The following is a 14,250-nucleotide window of genomic DNA, read 5'->3' as shown; positions in this document are numbered from 1 at the left end:
ATTGATAACAATCGCGCGCCTTTGGGGTGACTGACCCAGCGGCATCTGCTGTTATGTTTGTAGCATGACAGCAGCACGAGCTTTGCCCCATGCCGCCGCAGGCCACTGCACGCGCGATTTCCTGCGTGCTCGCCCGCTCATGGGGCGGTGGCTGCTGTCAGGGCTTGTGCTTTGCGGTCTGGCCGCTTGTTCCAGCGCCCCCACGAATCACGGCGAAGTGAAGGGCGAGGACTTTCACTCGCGCGAGCTGCTGCAGTCCGACAGCAACCGCATGGCAACGCTGGCCATGAAGGAAAATCTGGAGAGCCTGTTTCTCATCATGGACAAGCTCTATCGCCGCAACCCCGCCGAATGGAAAAAGACGGCTTCCAGCCGGGACGCGGCCATGACCTATGTGCGTATTGCCGTCATGGAGCGCCAGCCCTGGCATGAACTGCAGGACAAGCGTGACGTGGCAGCGCTGTCCCTGGCCTTGCAGCCCGAGTTCGCCGGAGACAGGGTCGCGGCCTTCGTCCATGCTGCAGCCGATATGTTGATCACCGCGCATGGCGGGCGAACCAGCTTCACGCTGATCGACGGGCTGGACCCGCAGCATGTCTTCAATGCGGCGCGCAATCTGGAAATTGCCAACTGGATTCTCAACTCGCGCAAGGCACCCGGTGGAAAGCCCTTGCTGCTATCGAATCAGATAGCGGAAGAGGGGCGCAACCTGAGCTTCGAGCGCGAGATGGGAAAGATCATAGGCCGGCTGGATCTGGTGGCGGATTACACCACCGAGCGCTATCGGCGCTCCGTCATCGGCTATGCGCAGGGATTGCTTGCCGGCCCGTTCATGCAGTTTTTGCCCGTTCGATAGAAGTTCTTCAGGCCTCACAGAGCACGATGGTGGCAATCGCGGACGAGTCTTCCATGGCACGCACGGCGTGGGGCATATTGGCTGGCAGATGCATGAGTTGCTTGGGGCCCAGTTCATGCACGGTCTGGCCGATGAGAACTTCGAGCCGACCTTCCAGGCATTGCAGACTGACGCTGCCAGGCACGCGATGCGGCGGCAGCGACTGGCCCGAGCGCAGCACGACGCGAATGACTTCCAGATCTTCCGCCTTGAAGAGCACGCTCGAGTGAGCGGCAGGAAGCCTGGCTCCGTAAGGAGCGACATCCAGAGCTTGGTGGGTGGGCGTGGAGTGGATATGGTCCATGACAGCACCTGAGCGAAAGCGGTAATAAGGCATTCTCCCCCGAGTGGGGCCCAAGTTCAATCACCGTTTTGTGACAGCGCTGTAGGGCATCAGGCCTTATCACCTCGTTTCGTTGCTCATCAGCGCTGTTTGGCGCGTATCGCAGAGGTCCGGGAACGACTGGCAGCTGTCATGCCAGGTGCCGTAGATTCTCGGCAGACATGGGGCTGAAGCCCGCTGCGGCGCATGTATTGCCGCCAGGCGTCGGAGCCGCTCTTGCTCTCGCTGTCGCTGCTGCCACCGCCGCCGCAGCCAAAAAGCTCCGTCGATCTCGACGCCTCTGGGCCTGGCCAGAGCGGGCTGCTGCCGCCACCTCAAGGGCATAAGGGCTGGGGGCGCAGGTACAAATCCGGCTCATTTCTCCGTGCAGAGGGAAGGGCGAGGCGTCGTGCGCAGCGGCTGGGAATGTCTGGCTGGATTTAATGATTCGCAAATCGAATCATTCATGCGGTTTAAACAATTGGACTTGAATGATTGAACGCTTCAGCATGCAGTGCAGGCACCGGATACAGGTGCCGCAGCCTGAACAAGGAGACAAGCATGAACAAGCGATTCTTACTGCGCGCCTGTGCGAGCGCAGGCCTGGCAGCCACCATGAGCATGGGCTTTGGCGGGACGGTGCTGGCTCAGGAGAGCTATCCCGCAGCCCCCATCACGCTGGTGGTGCCGTTTGCCGCGGGCAGCGGCACCGATGCGGTGGCGCGCGTGGTGGCCAACAAGCTGGGCGAGCGACTCAAGCAGCCCGTGGTGGTGGACAACCGGGCCGGGGCCAATGCCCAGATTGCAGCCGCGCATGTGGTCAAGGCCAAGCCGGATGGCTATACGCTGTTCATGACCACCAACACCTCGCATTCGGCCAATCCCTGGCTGGTCAAGGGGCTCAAGTACGACCCCATCAAGGACTTCACGCCCGTGGCCCGCGTGGGCGAGCTGCCGTTCGCGCTGGTGGTCCATCCCTCGGTGCCGGCCAAGACCGTGGCCGAGCTGATTGCCTATGCCAGGTCGCATTCGGACAAGCTCTCCTACGGCACGCCCAACAGCACCTCGCTGGTGGCTTCGGAAACCTTCAAATACATCACGGGTACGCAGATCACCGGCGTGCCCTACAAGTCCAGCCCGCAGGCATTGACCGATGTGATGGGCAACCAGATCCAGATGTATGTGGCCGACCTGGGGTCGGCCTGGGGCACGCTCAAGACCGAGCGCGTGCGCACGCTGGGCGTGACGGCGGCCAAGGGGTCGCAACTGCTGCCCAATGTGCCCGCCATCGGCAAGACGCTGCCGGGCTTCGACATCACCTCGTGGAATGGCATCTTCGGCCCGGCCGGCATGCCCAAGGCCATAGCCGAGCGCATCAACGGCGAGCTGCAGCTCATCCTCAAGGACAAGGCCGTGCAGGAGCAACTGGCCCAGGTCGGCTTCGAAGTCTGGCCCACGGCCACGCCCGACGAGTTCGCGCTCTATGTGAAGGAGCAACTGGCCAAATGGGGGCAACTGGTCAAGCAGGCCGGCATCGAGGCGCAGTGAGATGACGAGCATGCACAGCGATAGCCGTCAGGCTGCGGGCCACACAGCGGGCCACACAGCGGGCCCCTCAGCGGGTACTTCGACCGGTCCATTGGCTGGCGCCAGGATAGTGGACATGACCTCGGTGATCATGGGGCCGTTTGCCACGCAGATTCTGGCCGCCCTGGGCGCCGATGTGATCAAGGTGGAGTCGCCCGAGGGCGACAACATGCGCCATGTAGGCCCCATGCGCAACCCCGGCATGGGCCCCATTTTTCTGCAGGCCAACCAGGGCAAGCGCTCCGTGGTGCTTGATCTCAAGCAGGCCGCCGCGCGCCAGGCGCTGCTGCAGCTGCTGGCCGATGCCGATGTCTTCATCAGCAATGTGCGGCCCCAGGCCATGGCCAGACTCGGCCTGGACTGGCAGACGCTGGAGCAGAGCCATCCACGCCTGATCCATGTGAGCTGCTGCGGCTTCGGTCAGGCCGGCCCCTATGCGGCCAAGCCGGCTTATGACGACCTGATACAGGGGGCGACCGGCGTGCCCTGGCTGGCCCAGCAGTACGGCGGGGGCGAGCCGTCCTATGCGCCCATGACGCTGGGCGACCGGGTCACGGGCCTGCATGCGGTCTATGCGGTCACCGCTGCGCTGTATGCGCGCGAGAAGAGCGGCCAGGGCCAGGCGGTGGTCGTGCCCATGTTTGAGGCCATGACGCAGTTCATCCTGGGCGATCACATGGCCGGGCTGAGCTTTGAGCCGCCGCTGGGCGATGCCGGCTATGCGCGGCTGCTGACGCGCCATCGCAAGCCCTACCGCACCAGCGACGGCCACCTGTGCGTGCTGATCTACAACGACAAGCACTGGCACAGCTTCTTCAACGCCATAGGGCAGGGCGAGCGCATGCGCGAGCCCATGTTTGCCACCCACGGCCAGCGCGCGGCGAATATCGATGCCGTCTATGCCGAGGTGGCGAGCCTGATGCGCGAGCGCAGCACGGCCGAGTGGCGTGCGCTGCTCGATGCGGCCGACGTGCCGAATATGCCCATGGCCTCACCCGAGGACTTGCTGGCCGACCCCCACCATGCGGCCACGGGCTTTGTGCGCGAGATCGAGCATCCCAGCGAGGGGCGGCTGCGCACCACGGCGAACCCCACGCAGTGGAGTGCAACGCCTCCGGGACTCGATGCCAGCGCTGCGCCGCAACTGGGCCAGCACACGCTGCAGGTGCTGCGCGAGGCGGGCCTTGGCCAGGCGCAGATCGCCGCGCTGCAGGCCAGCGGCGGCTGCATGCAGGCTTCATCATCCAACGATAAAAGAGAGACAGACATATGCCCCGCTATCTGATCCGCGAGCAGGACGTACAGGGCTACAGCCCCGCCAACCACCACGGCACGGTGAACCGGCGCCTGGTCAGCCAGGCCAATGTCGGCGCACAGCACATGGAAGTGGTGCTCGGAACGCTGGAAAAAGGCGGCGGTGCGCTGCCGCATGCCCACCCGGGCATGGAGCAGGCCTGCTATCTGCTGGAGGGCACTGCCGAGGTGGAGGTGCAAAGCCAGGGCCAGACCGAGCGCTTTGCCATGCAGGCGGGCGATACCTGCTTCTTCCCCGAGGACTGCATGCATGTGTTTCGCGTCACCAGCGACACGCCTGTGCGTCTGCTGGTCATCTACAGCCCGCCCTATGGCGAGAACCCGGCGCGCGTGCGCCGGCCTGATTGATTAAAAACAATAGCTGATGGCGCTTTATGGACGGGCGTTTGATGCGGATTTCAATGAAATTCAACTGATAGAGAGAAGCCGCCATGGATTTTTTATGGAGCGCCGAGCAGGAACAGATCCGGGACGCCGTGCAGCGGGCCTGCGCGCCTTTTGACGACGACTACTGGCTGAAGAAGGACAGGGACGGCGGCTTTCCGCACGACTTCCACCAGGCCCTGGCCGAAGCCGGCTGGCTGGGCATTGCCATGCCCGAGGAGTTCGGCGGCGCGGGTCTTGGCATCACTGAGGCCGCGCTGATGATGCACACCATCTCGGCCACGGGGGCGGGCCTGTCGGGCGCATCGGCCGTGCACATGAATATCTTCGGCCTGCACCCGGCCGTGGTCTTCGGCACCGATGAGCAAAGACAGCGCTGGCTGCCGCCGCTGATCGCTGGCCGGGACAAGGCCTGCTTCGGCGTGACCGAACCCAATGCCGGGCTCAACACCCTCAAGCTGCAGACCCGTGCCGTGCGCGAAGGCGATGTCTATGTGGTGTACGGGCAGAAGGTCTTCATCTCCACGGCCCAGGTGGCCAACAAGATATTGCTGCTGGCTCGTACCAGGCCCGTGGAGGAGTGCAAGGGCACCGAGGGCCTGTCGCTGTTTTACACCGACCTGGACCGCAGCCGCATCGCCGTGACCGAGATCGAGAAGATGGGCCGCAAATGCGTGGACACCAACCAGCTCTTCATCGACGGGCTGCGCATCCCGGTGCAGGACCGCATCGGCGAGGAGGGCAAGGGCTTTTCGTACATCTTGCACGGCCTCAACCCCGAGCGCATCCTGATTGCGGCCGAAGCCGTAGGCCTGGGCCGTGCGGCTCTCGCGCGCGCCACCCAGTATGCGAACGAACGCGTGGTCTTCGACCGGCCCATAGGCCAGAACCAGGGCGTGCAGCACCCGCTGGCCCAGGCCTGGATGGGGCTGGAGGCCGCACACCTGATGGTGCAGAAGGCCGCTTTCCTCTACGACAAGGGCCTGCCCTGCGGCGCCGAGGCCAATGCCGCCAAGTACCTGGCCGCCGAAGCCTGCGCCAAGGCCTGCGAGACCGCCATCTTCACGTATGGCGGCATGGGCTATGCCAAGGAGTTCCATGTGGAGCGCTATATGCGCGAGTCCTGGATTCCGCGCCTGGCGCCCGTAAGCCCGCAACTCATCATGTGCTTTATCGCCGAGAAGGTGCTGGGCTTGCCGAAGTCATATTGATGACCCCCTGAGCCGCTGCGCGGCTTCCCTCTGGAAGGGGGACGACGCCCTCGCCGCGAGGCGGCTCTTGCTCGGCGTCCCTGGCGAAAGGAACGATGCCTGCCGCCGTGCCTGCATGGCAAGATCAGGTTATGAAGACTCATCTGTTGCGCTATTTTGTGGTTCTGGCCGAGGAGCTGCACTTCGGCCGGGCCGCCCAGCGCCTGTGCATCACCCAGCCGCCGCTGAGCATGGCGCTCAAGGCGCTGGAGCAGGATCTGGGCACGGTACTCATGGAGCGTGACGCCAAGAACGTGAAGCTCACGCCGGCAGGCGAGGCCTTTTTGCATGAGGCGCGCAAGGTGCTGGCTCAGCTCCAGCATGCGGCCGAGGTGGTGCGTGGCGTGGCCCAAGGGCTGCAGGGGCGGCTGGACATAGGCATCACGGGGTCCATGGTTTACCGCCAGGTGCCGGGGTTCTGCCGGGCCTTTCGCGCCGAGCGCCCGCTGGTCGAGCTATGCCTGCACGAGATGTCCACGCGCGATCAGCTGCAGGCCATTGCCAGGGGGCAGATCGACTGCGGCTTTCTCAACATCGGCACGCCCCAGGACGATATACGCACGCTGTCCATAGGCGAGGAGGCTTTTGTCTGCTGTCTGCCCAGTGAGCATGCGCTGGCCCGGCGTGCCGAAATCGACCTGCGCGAACTGGCCCAGGACACTTTTGTCATGTTTGCGCGCGAGGTGGCGCCAGCCAACTACGACAATGTCATCGCCTGTCTGCAGCAGGCCGGCATCCATCCCCATACACGGCATGCCGCGCGCCAGTGGCTGACCGTCATGGCCTTGGTCTCTGCCGGTCAGGGCGTGGCCCTGGTGCCGGCCTGCATGCAGACCGTGGGCATGAACGGTGTGTGCTTTGCGGCGCTGCGCGGCAGCCGGGTGACCACTCCGGCCGTGCTGGCCTGGCGGCCACGGGGCATGCCGGCCGTACTCGAAGCCTTTGTGGCCAGCGTGCAGAACCTGGTGCAGGCCGCACAGCCAGAACTCCCAGCCGCAGTCCGCTAGGCCCGCAACTGCGGTGCATCTCTTGCTGCTCAGCGAGAAAACCAGCTCTCTGGGGCCCGGTGTTCCCCGGCAGTCAAAGATGACAATGCCTGTGCTTCACCCGAATTGAATGCCTTGCGCCAGCGGCAGCTCGCGCGAGTAGTTGATGGTGTTGGTCGTGCGGCGCATGTATTGCTTCCAGGCGTCCGAGCCGCTCTCGCGGTCGCCGCCAGTCTCTTTTTCGCCGCCAAAGGCGCCGCCAATCTCGGCACCGCTGGGCCCGATATTGACATTGGCCATGCCGCAGTCCGAACCGGCCGCGCTCAGAAAGACTTCCACCTCGCGCAAATCGTTGGAGAAGATGCAGGATGACAGGCCCTGAGGCACATCGTTGTTGAGCGCAATGGCCTGCTCCAGCTCGTCGTAGCTCAGCACATAGAGCAGCGGGGCAAAGGTCTCGTGTCGCACGATGCTGGTCTGGGCCGGCATGTCCACAATGGCCGGTGCCACATAAAAGCCCTGCGGAAACTGATGCTCCAGCTGGCGCTGGCCGCCCATCAGCAAATGACCGCCGTCTTTCAGTGCCTGACTCAGCGAGTGCTGCAGCGCCTCGAATGATGCCTCGTTGATCAGCGGGCCGACCAGGGTATCCGGCTGCAGCGGGTTGCCGATGCGCAGGCTGCGATAGGCCGGCAGCAGCCTGTCCAGCAGCGGCTGTTTGACATCGCGGTGCACGATCAGGCGGCGCAGCGAGGTGCAGCGCTGGCCGGCCGTGCCCACGGCGCTGAAGACGATGGCGCGCACGGCCAGATCCAGATCGGCTGCCGGCGTGACCACCATGGCATTGTTGCCGCCCAGCTCCAGAATGCGCTTGCCAAAGCGCGCCGCCACCTTGGGACCCACGGCGCGGCCCATGCGGCTCGATCCCGTGGCCGATACCAGCGCAATCCGGGGGCTGTCCACCAGGGCCTCGGCGACAGCCGCGCCGCCCAGCACGATCTGCGCCAGACCTGCCGGAGCTCGGTCGCCAAACCGGGCAATGGCGCGCTCCAGCGCCTTGAAGGTGGCGAGGCCCGATAGCGGTGCCTTGTCGGAGGGCTTGAAGATCACAGGGTTGCCGCAGACCAGGGCAATCGCCGCGTTCCAGGCAAACACGGCACTCGGAAAGTTGAAGGCCGTAATGACGGCCACCGGCCCCAGCGGGTGGTATTGCTCCATGATGCGGTGGCCGGGACGCTCGGAAACAATGGTCTTGCCATGCAGCTGACGCGACAGGCCCAGCGCGAATTCGCAGATGTCCACGCCTTCCTGCACCTCGCCCAGGCCTTCCTGAGCTATCTTGCCGACCTCGCAGCAAATCACATGGCCTATATCGGCCTTGGCGCGGCGCAGCTCCTCGCCCCAGAGCCGGACCAGCTCGCCACGCACCGGGGCGGGCACCAGGCGCCACTGCTTGAAAGCCTGCACCGCATGGTCTATGACCTGAGGCACCTGGGCACCGGGCAGGGCGGCCAGACTGGCCAGTTCCGTGCCGTCGATGGGCGAGTGCACGCTGATGTCCTTGCCCTCAAGGGCCTGCAGCTCTATGCCGCAGCGGCTCAGCACGGTCTGGAAGTCAGTTGCGGAGATGGCGGTCATGGCAGTCCCTCCTGATGGGTGTGAGATACAGGCTTCAGCCGAGCAGGCCTTCAAAGAAGGGGGCCACGCGGGTGTTCGAGAGTGCGGCCAGCGTGCATTGCTCCTGGCGCACAAAGCCCAGCTGCGGCAGCTGGCCCGTGGCGAACAGCTCCACGGCGGCCAGCATGCCGGCCGAGGTCGTCAGCTCTATGGCCGTTCGCTGTCTGCCGCGCAGCGCCGCACCGAAGATGCGGGCGCCGCGCGTCAGCTGCTCCAGCCGGCCCGCGCGCTTGCCGCTGGCCATGGCGGCAACCACCACCATGTCTTCACGGCTGTGGGGCACCGCGCCTTCCAGCACCTGGCGCAGCAGATCGCGTCGCTCGATCAGGCGCAGTCCATGCAGCAGCAAATGCATGGCATCGCGGTGGCCGGGGTGGCGTATGGTCTTGTAGTTGAGGTTGCGCACCCGGCCCTGCAGCGTCTCGCACAGGGTGCCCAGACCGCCCGAGGTGTTGAAGGCCTCGAAGTTCTCGCCGTCCAGGATCAGCGGCTCGACCCCCTCCAGCGGCGGCACCAGCATGGGCTGTCCATTGACGATGGTGTTGCAGGGCTTGCAGTACTCGTTGATGACGCCGTCCACGCTCCAGGTGAAGTGGTAGCGCAGCGCATTCGTCGCATGGCGCGTGAGCGCGCCCACGCGCAGCTGCAGATCGAACAGCTCATCGAACTGCTGGGCCAGATGGCCGCCCAGCATACCGATCAGGCCCGGTGCCAGTCCGCACTGCGGCATCAGCACCGAGCGTGCCTGCGCCGCCATGTCCTGTATGGCGCGCATGGCCGCCACATCCTCGGTCAGATCGAAGTAATGCACGCCCTGCTGCGCCGCTGCCCGGGCCACGCGCTCGGCACAGAAGAAGGGCAGGGCATTGATGACCAGCGAGTGCTGCTGCAGCGCGTGGGTCAGCGCCGCATCGTCGTCGATGTCCAGCTGCAGCGGGCGGATCTGCGGGTCGTTGCCGGGCGGGAGCTGCATATCGGCCAGCGTGACGGTGGCTTCATGCAGCTCGGCAGCCATGTCGGCGATCGTTGAGCCGATCTTGCCGGCGCCGAGGATGAGAATGTTCTGTCCAGTCAGCTTCATCATGGAGAACTCCTTGAGAGCAACGCAGCGATCACTTCCTCTGGGGCCATCTTAAACACAGGGCAGCGATTTGCACCACTGAGAAAAGCGTCAGCAGGAGTCGATTTGCGTGGGCAGACAAGGAGTCTTCAGCAGGAGCAGTCCGCTTCGGAAAGAATAGCTGTCAGCGCTTGCGGGGTCAGAGCTGACAGCTTGACAGGCTTCAAGCCCGGAGGCCAGCTGTGACACCCGCTGCAGCAGAACGGGGTCAGCGGGCCGGTGACCGGGTCTGGTAGTTAGTGCTTGTGCAGCACGATGGTGATCAGGGCCGAGGAGTCGAGCTCGGCCTCGACCTCATGCATGGTTTGGGCGGGCAGAAACAGCAGCTGCCCCGCGTTCAATGTCTGGCGGCTTGCGCCCTGGATGACGGCGAGCTGCCCCTCCAGACATTGAATCGTCAGTTCGCCCGGCACCTGATGCGCAGGCAGGCGTTTGCCTGCCATCAACACCAGACGGATTACTTCCAGGGTGTCGGACTTGAAGAGTGCAGCGGTCTTCTGGTTTCCCAGCGAAGTGCCGTAGGGCTGCACTTCGACGGGAACCCCGGGTTGGGCGTGGGGCAGGGCCATGGTCTCAGGCCTTTTTCTGCAGCATCTTGATGATGCTGGAAAAGTCTTCGCCGCCATGGCCGGACAGGCTGTGCGCCGCATAGATGGAGCGCGCCATGCCGCCCAGCGGCGTGCTGGCGCGGTTGGCCGTGGCGTTGTCCTGCGCCAGGCCCAGATCCTTGAGCATCAGGTCCGTGCCGAAGCCGCCTGCATAGCCCTTGCTGGCCGGCGCGTTCTCATGCACGCCGGGGAAGGGGTTGTATTTTTCAAGGGCCCAGTTGCCGCCCGAGCTGCGGCGCATGATTTCGGACAACACCTTGGGGTCCAGACCGTTGGCCACGCCCAGAGCGATTGCTTCGCTGGTGCCCACCATCAGAATGCCCAGCAGCATGTTGTTGCAGATCTTGGCCGTCTGGCCCGCGCCGACACCGCCCGCGTGGAAGATATTGGCGCCCATTTTTTCGAGCAATGGCTGGGCGCGTGCCAGCTGCGCGTCGCTGCCGCCCACCATGAAGGTCAGCGTGCCGGCAATGGCACCGCCGGTGCCGCCCGAGACCGGGGCGTCGATGAAGTCTATGCCCGCTGCCTGGGCCGCCTTGGCCACCTTCTGGCTGGTGGCCGCGGCGATGGTGGAGCTGTCGATCACCAGCGTGCCCTTGGCGATGTGCGCGAGCAGTCCGGCCGCGCCGTCGCGGCCCAGGAACAGGCTCTCTACATGCTGGCTGGCGGGCAGCATGGTGATGACGGCTTCGGCGCCTTGCACGGCTTCCTGGGCACTGGAGGCCGCCTGTGCCCCGGCGGCCACGACCTTGGCGATGGCCTCCTGGCTCAGGTCGAAGGCTTTGACACTGTGGCCGGCTTTGGCCAGATTGACGGCCATGGGCGCGCCCATATTGCCTAGACCGATAAAAGCGATTTGCATGTCTGTCTCCTTGCTGTTATTGAATTGATAGCGTCTAGCGCTTTATCCATAAGCGATTGATTGGTTTCTCGCTTAATTCTTGAGAATGGCACCCTTGTCAGCGAGCAGGCTGCGCAAGATGCTGCGGTGGCAATGCGCCTCGTCGTCGCAGTAGCAGCCCAGAGAAAAGGCGGAGCTGTGCGACAAGGCTGCGAGCAGGCCCAGGGTGCGATCGGCTGCGGGCTCGGCCAGTTGCTTGCGGAACTGCTTTTCAAACTGCTTCCAGAGCTTGTCGGCCTGTGCCTCCTGGCCGGCCGTGCGCAGCTTGATGGCCTCCAGGGCCTGCTGCATCAGCTCCACCTCGGGCGAGAGCTCGGGATACCAGCAGTCGTAATAGTTGCGGCTTGCGAACTCGGCCTTGGGCACGCCGCGCGGCGGTCTGCGCACCGTACCTATGCGCAGGCCCTCGTCGGGGGCGCGTTCGCTGCCTAGCTGGACTATGCGTATGGCCATGAGGTCAGTCCTTTGTACTTATTCGCTGTCGAAAATAGGATGTTTTCTGGGGGCGTCGGCATCAGCCGGTTTCGGGGCAGCCCTGGTGCGCTTGCGCCCGCTGCTGGTGCCCTGACCGGCAGGGCTTTCTCCATCGCCCGGCTTCTTGCTATCGGTCTCGCTGCTGGCCTTGCTAGCGGTCTTGCGTTTTGGCGTGGCCTTTGCCAGCGGGTTGAAGGCCAGGGCCTCGCCTATCCAGTACAGCCATTGATCCCGCCGGGCATAGGCCGTGGGGCCGACGAGAAAGTAGCCGTCCATCAGTCCGCGCGAGGACAGCGGACGCACGCTCGGCATCTCCGCAATCTGCGCATGACTGGCGGGGGGCAGGCGCACCAGCAACTCGTCGTTTTCCACGCCCAGGCACATCTTGCCGTCGACCATGAACACATGGCAGCCGAACATGGTCTTCTCCTCCACGGCTGTGCAATCGAGCAGCGCATCGCGCACGGAATCTATGAGCTGCAGGGTTTCAGGGGCGATGGGCTTGGCGGGCATGACGATCCTTGCGTTGCGTGATGGCAGCAGCTTAGCGAATGACCTCCGGAGCATCGCCCTCCAGCATGCGCCTGGCAATGATGACGCGCATGATTTCGTTCGTGCCTTCCAGAATCTGGTGCACGCGGGCATCGCGCATCAGGCGCTCCAGCGGGTACTCGCGGATATAGCCATAACCGCCATGCAGCTGCAGAGCCTCGTTGCAGACCATGAAGCCGGCATCGGTGGCAAAGCGCTTGGCCATGGCGCAGTAGGTCGATGCATCACGCGCGCCGGCATCCAGCTTGGATGCAGCCAGGCGCACCATCTGCCGCGCTGCGACCAGCTCGGTCGCCATGTCGGCCAGCTTGAACTGCAGGGCCTGAAAGCTCGCAATGGCCTTGCCGAACTGCTTGCGCTCCTGCATATAGCTTTGTGCCTGGGTCAGTGCCCCCTGGGCTGCGCCCACCGAGCAGGTGGCGATATTGATGCGGCCGCCGTCCAGGCCCTTCATGGCGATCTTGAAGCCTTCGCCCTCGCGGCCCAGCAGGTTGTGCGCGGGAATGCGCACATTGTCGAAGCTGATGACGCGCGTGGGCTGGCTGTTCCAGCCCATCTTTTCTTCCTTTTTGCCATAGCTCACGCCGGCCGCATCGGCAGGCACGGCAAAGGCCGAGATGCCCGAAGCCCCGGAGCCGGCATCGCCGGTTCTTGCCATCAGCACCAGCACATCGGTGCTGCCCGCGCCGCTGATGAAGGCTTTGCTGCCGTTGACGAAGTACTCGTTGCCGACCAGTTCGGCCCGGGTCTTGAGCGAGGCCGCATCCGAGCCTGCGCCGGGCTCGGTCAGGCAGTAACTGGCCAGCTTGCTGCCGCTGGTGAGCTGCTCGCCCCATTCGGCGCGCACGGCATCGGTGGCCCAGGTGCCCAGCATCCAGGTCGCCATATTGTGGATGGTGATGAAGGCCGTGGTCGATGGATCGACGGCCGCCATTTCTTCGAATACCAGCGTTGCATCAAGTCGTGGCAGGGCCAGGCCACCAATGCTTTCCGGCGCATAGAGGCCGCAGAAGCCCAGCTCGCCGGCCTTGGCAATCGCCTCGCGCGGGAAGATGTGCTCGCGGTCCCACTCGGCTGCATGCGGTGCCAGCTCGGCCTGCGCAAAAGCACGGGCAGTATCGGCAAAAGCGCGTTGATCTTCGCTGAGTTCAAAGTCCATTTCATGTCTCCTTTTTTGTTCTACTCGTCTTCTGGCCCCTGACGGCTTTGCCACTCAGTCCGGCGGCCCCTGGTGTAGCCAGCGTTTGAGCACCGCATCGCGGGCCGTGATCTGCTGCACCAGACAGCCGTGGTAACGGCTGGGCCAGTCGGGCAGCGCTTCAAAGGCCTTTGTGGCCTGCTTGCACTGGGTAATGCGCTGTCGGCTCCATTCACCTTGTTCCTTGCGCAGGGCGGGGCGCTCATGGGCCGATAGCGCGCGCATCACATCCCCGTAGAGAATCTGGTGGTCGGTGTCGGCTTGCTGGAAATCCTTGATGGCACAGGCATTGGTCTGGGCCGTGGTGCCGCCGGGCACGCAGTCGGCTCCGGCCTGGGCCAGGGCGTGCTGGCTCAAGCTTGCTGCAATAAGAAGAGCGGCAAGCGATTTGGTGTCAATGGTTGCAGGCCGCAGCTGCCTGAATTTCTGAATGCGGATCGTCATGCCTGTATCATCGCAGCCCGGGCTGGCCTGCTGGCGCAAGTGATATGGGTTTGCCCGGTTCATGGCTGCTTTTCACCCTGTGCGTTCTTTGCCAACGGATACCACTGGTTCTTGAAGGCCTTGACCCGGCTCAGGGCCATGCCGATGCGGCAAGCAGCCATGTCTTCAGCCTCATGGACATAGCCATTGGGCTGGCAGCGCCGGTCGCGCTCCTGCGTCCAGTCGTCCTGTTCGGTTTGCAGGGCCTGGGCGTTGGCCTGCGGCAGCTGGCGCTGCAGGTACAGGTAGAGCACCTGCATGCCCCGTTCCAGGATCTGGGCCTGTTGCTCAAGGCAGGCAAGAGACAGTGGCTGATCTGAGGGGCAGTGCAACGGGGCCGGCTCGCTGTCCTGGGCCGATGCCACAGGCAGATGGGCAATCAGCAGGCTGCCGGCTGCCAGGGCGCACAGACGGGCCAGCCGTCGTGCGGGGCTGTGAGATGTGCTTGCGGCTCGGCGCAGTGGTGAGGAGCGTGACAATTCTTGAGCGTACATGCCTG

16 protein-coding genes are annotated in these 14,250 nt (G+C 64.3%); 6 read left to right on the top strand and 10 right to left on the bottom strand.

Going from position 1 to position 14,250, the window contains the following annotated elements; translation table 11 throughout:
• The first annotated feature begins 64 nt into the window (after positions 1 to 64).
• Positions 65 to 856, top strand: a complete 792-nt coding sequence (locus ACWGXF_RS06350) for a hypothetical protein (RefSeq protein WP_034389668.1) — start codon at positions 65 to 67, stop codon at positions 854 to 856.
• Between the two features lie 7 nt (positions 857 to 863).
• Here ACWGXF_RS06350 and ACWGXF_RS06345 read toward each other — a convergent pair whose 3' ends face one another.
• Positions 864 to 1,199 (bottom strand): cupin domain-containing protein, encoded by a 336-nt coding sequence (locus tag ACWGXF_RS06345; RefSeq protein WP_029158280.1) that lies wholly within the window; start codon positions 1,197 to 1,199, stop codon positions 864 to 866.
• 579 nt (positions 1,200 to 1,778) lie between these two features.
• Between ACWGXF_RS06345 and ACWGXF_RS06340 the strand changes: the two genes are divergently transcribed.
• From ACWGXF_RS06340 to ACWGXF_RS06320, 5 genes are all read left to right on the top strand, one after another.
• A complete protein-coding gene (locus ACWGXF_RS06340) occupies positions 1,779 to 2,765 on the top strand; it encodes a Bug family tripartite tricarboxylate transporter substrate binding protein (RefSeq protein WP_256630757.1) in 987 nt (328 codons plus the stop codon).
• A gap of 1 nt (position 2,766) precedes the next feature.
• Positions 2,767 to 4,089: a CaiB/BaiF CoA transferase family protein gene (locus tag ACWGXF_RS06335; protein ID WP_256630756.1), complete on the top strand. Its 1,323-nt coding sequence runs from the start codon at positions 2,767 to 2,769 to the stop codon at positions 4,087 to 4,089.
• Complete coding sequence (locus ACWGXF_RS06330) at positions 4,074 to 4,466, top strand: cupin domain-containing protein (RefSeq protein ID WP_087863406.1); 393 nt, start codon at positions 4,074 to 4,076, stop codon at positions 4,464 to 4,466. The genes ACWGXF_RS06335 and ACWGXF_RS06330 overlap by 16 nt, the downstream gene beginning before the upstream one ends.
• Positions 4,467 to 4,549: 83 nt before the next feature.
• Positions 4,550 to 5,713, top strand: coding sequence for an acyl-CoA dehydrogenase family protein (locus ACWGXF_RS06325; protein ID WP_256630755.1), 1,164 nt, complete (start codon positions 4,550 to 4,552; stop codon positions 5,711 to 5,713).
• Positions 5,714 to 5,808: 95 nt separating this feature from the next.
• On the top strand, positions 5,809 to 6,759 hold the full coding sequence (locus ACWGXF_RS06320) for a LysR family transcriptional regulator (protein WP_034389660.1): 951 nt from the start codon (positions 5,809 to 5,811) through the stop codon (positions 6,757 to 6,759).
• 96 nt (positions 6,760 to 6,855) lie between these two features.
• Here ACWGXF_RS06320 and amaB read toward each other — a convergent pair whose 3' ends face one another.
• From amaB to ACWGXF_RS06275, 9 genes are all read right to left on the bottom strand, one after another.
• A complete protein-coding gene (gene amaB, locus ACWGXF_RS06315; protein ID WP_012838780.1) occupies positions 6,856 to 8,376 on the bottom strand; it encodes an L-piperidine-6-carboxylate dehydrogenase in 1,521 nt (506 codons plus the stop codon).
• 34 nt (positions 8,377 to 8,410) lie between these two features.
• Entirely contained in the window at positions 8,411 to 9,499 is a 1,089-nt protein-coding gene (locus ACWGXF_RS06310) for a saccharopine dehydrogenase family protein (protein WP_256630754.1), read from the bottom strand.
• 272 nt (positions 9,500 to 9,771) lie between these two features.
• A complete protein-coding gene (locus ACWGXF_RS06305; RefSeq protein WP_256630753.1) occupies positions 9,772 to 10,104 on the bottom strand; it encodes a cupin domain-containing protein in 333 nt (110 codons plus the stop codon).
• A gap of 4 nt (positions 10,105 to 10,108) precedes the next feature.
• Complete coding sequence (mmsB, locus tag ACWGXF_RS06300; RefSeq protein WP_003067480.1) at positions 10,109 to 11,005, bottom strand: 3-hydroxyisobutyrate dehydrogenase; 897 nt, start codon at positions 11,003 to 11,005, stop codon at positions 10,109 to 10,111.
• Between the two features lie 72 nt (positions 11,006 to 11,077).
• Complete coding sequence (locus ACWGXF_RS06295) at positions 11,078 to 11,497, bottom strand: DUF488 domain-containing protein (RefSeq protein WP_012838776.1); 420 nt, start codon at positions 11,495 to 11,497, stop codon at positions 11,078 to 11,080.
• A gap of 18 nt (positions 11,498 to 11,515) precedes the next feature.
• On the bottom strand, positions 11,516 to 12,031 hold the full coding sequence (locus ACWGXF_RS06290) for a TfoX/Sxy family protein (protein WP_452101771.1): 516 nt from the start codon (positions 12,029 to 12,031) through the stop codon (positions 11,516 to 11,518).
• Between the two features lie 31 nt (positions 12,032 to 12,062).
• Positions 12,063 to 13,229 (bottom strand): acyl-CoA dehydrogenase family protein, encoded by a 1,167-nt coding sequence (locus ACWGXF_RS06285; RefSeq protein WP_452101770.1) that lies wholly within the window; start codon positions 13,227 to 13,229, stop codon positions 12,063 to 12,065.
• Positions 13,230 to 13,283: 54 nt separating this feature from the next.
• Positions 13,284 to 13,751, bottom strand: a complete 468-nt coding sequence (locus ACWGXF_RS06280; RefSeq protein ID WP_452101803.1) for a lysozyme inhibitor LprI family protein — start codon at positions 13,749 to 13,751, stop codon at positions 13,284 to 13,286.
• 20 nt (positions 13,752 to 13,771) lie between these two features.
• Positions 13,772 to 14,245 (bottom strand): lysozyme inhibitor LprI family protein, encoded by a 474-nt coding sequence (locus ACWGXF_RS06275; protein ID WP_256630750.1) that lies wholly within the window; start codon positions 14,243 to 14,245, stop codon positions 13,772 to 13,774.
• Between the last annotated feature and the right edge of the window lie 5 nt (positions 14,246 to 14,250).

The sequence above is a fragment of the Comamonas sp. HJ-2 genome (genome assembly GCF_053615495.1).
The sequence above is the reverse complement of the archived record's forward strand: the minus strand, read 5'-3'. Positions and strand labels throughout refer to the sequence as shown.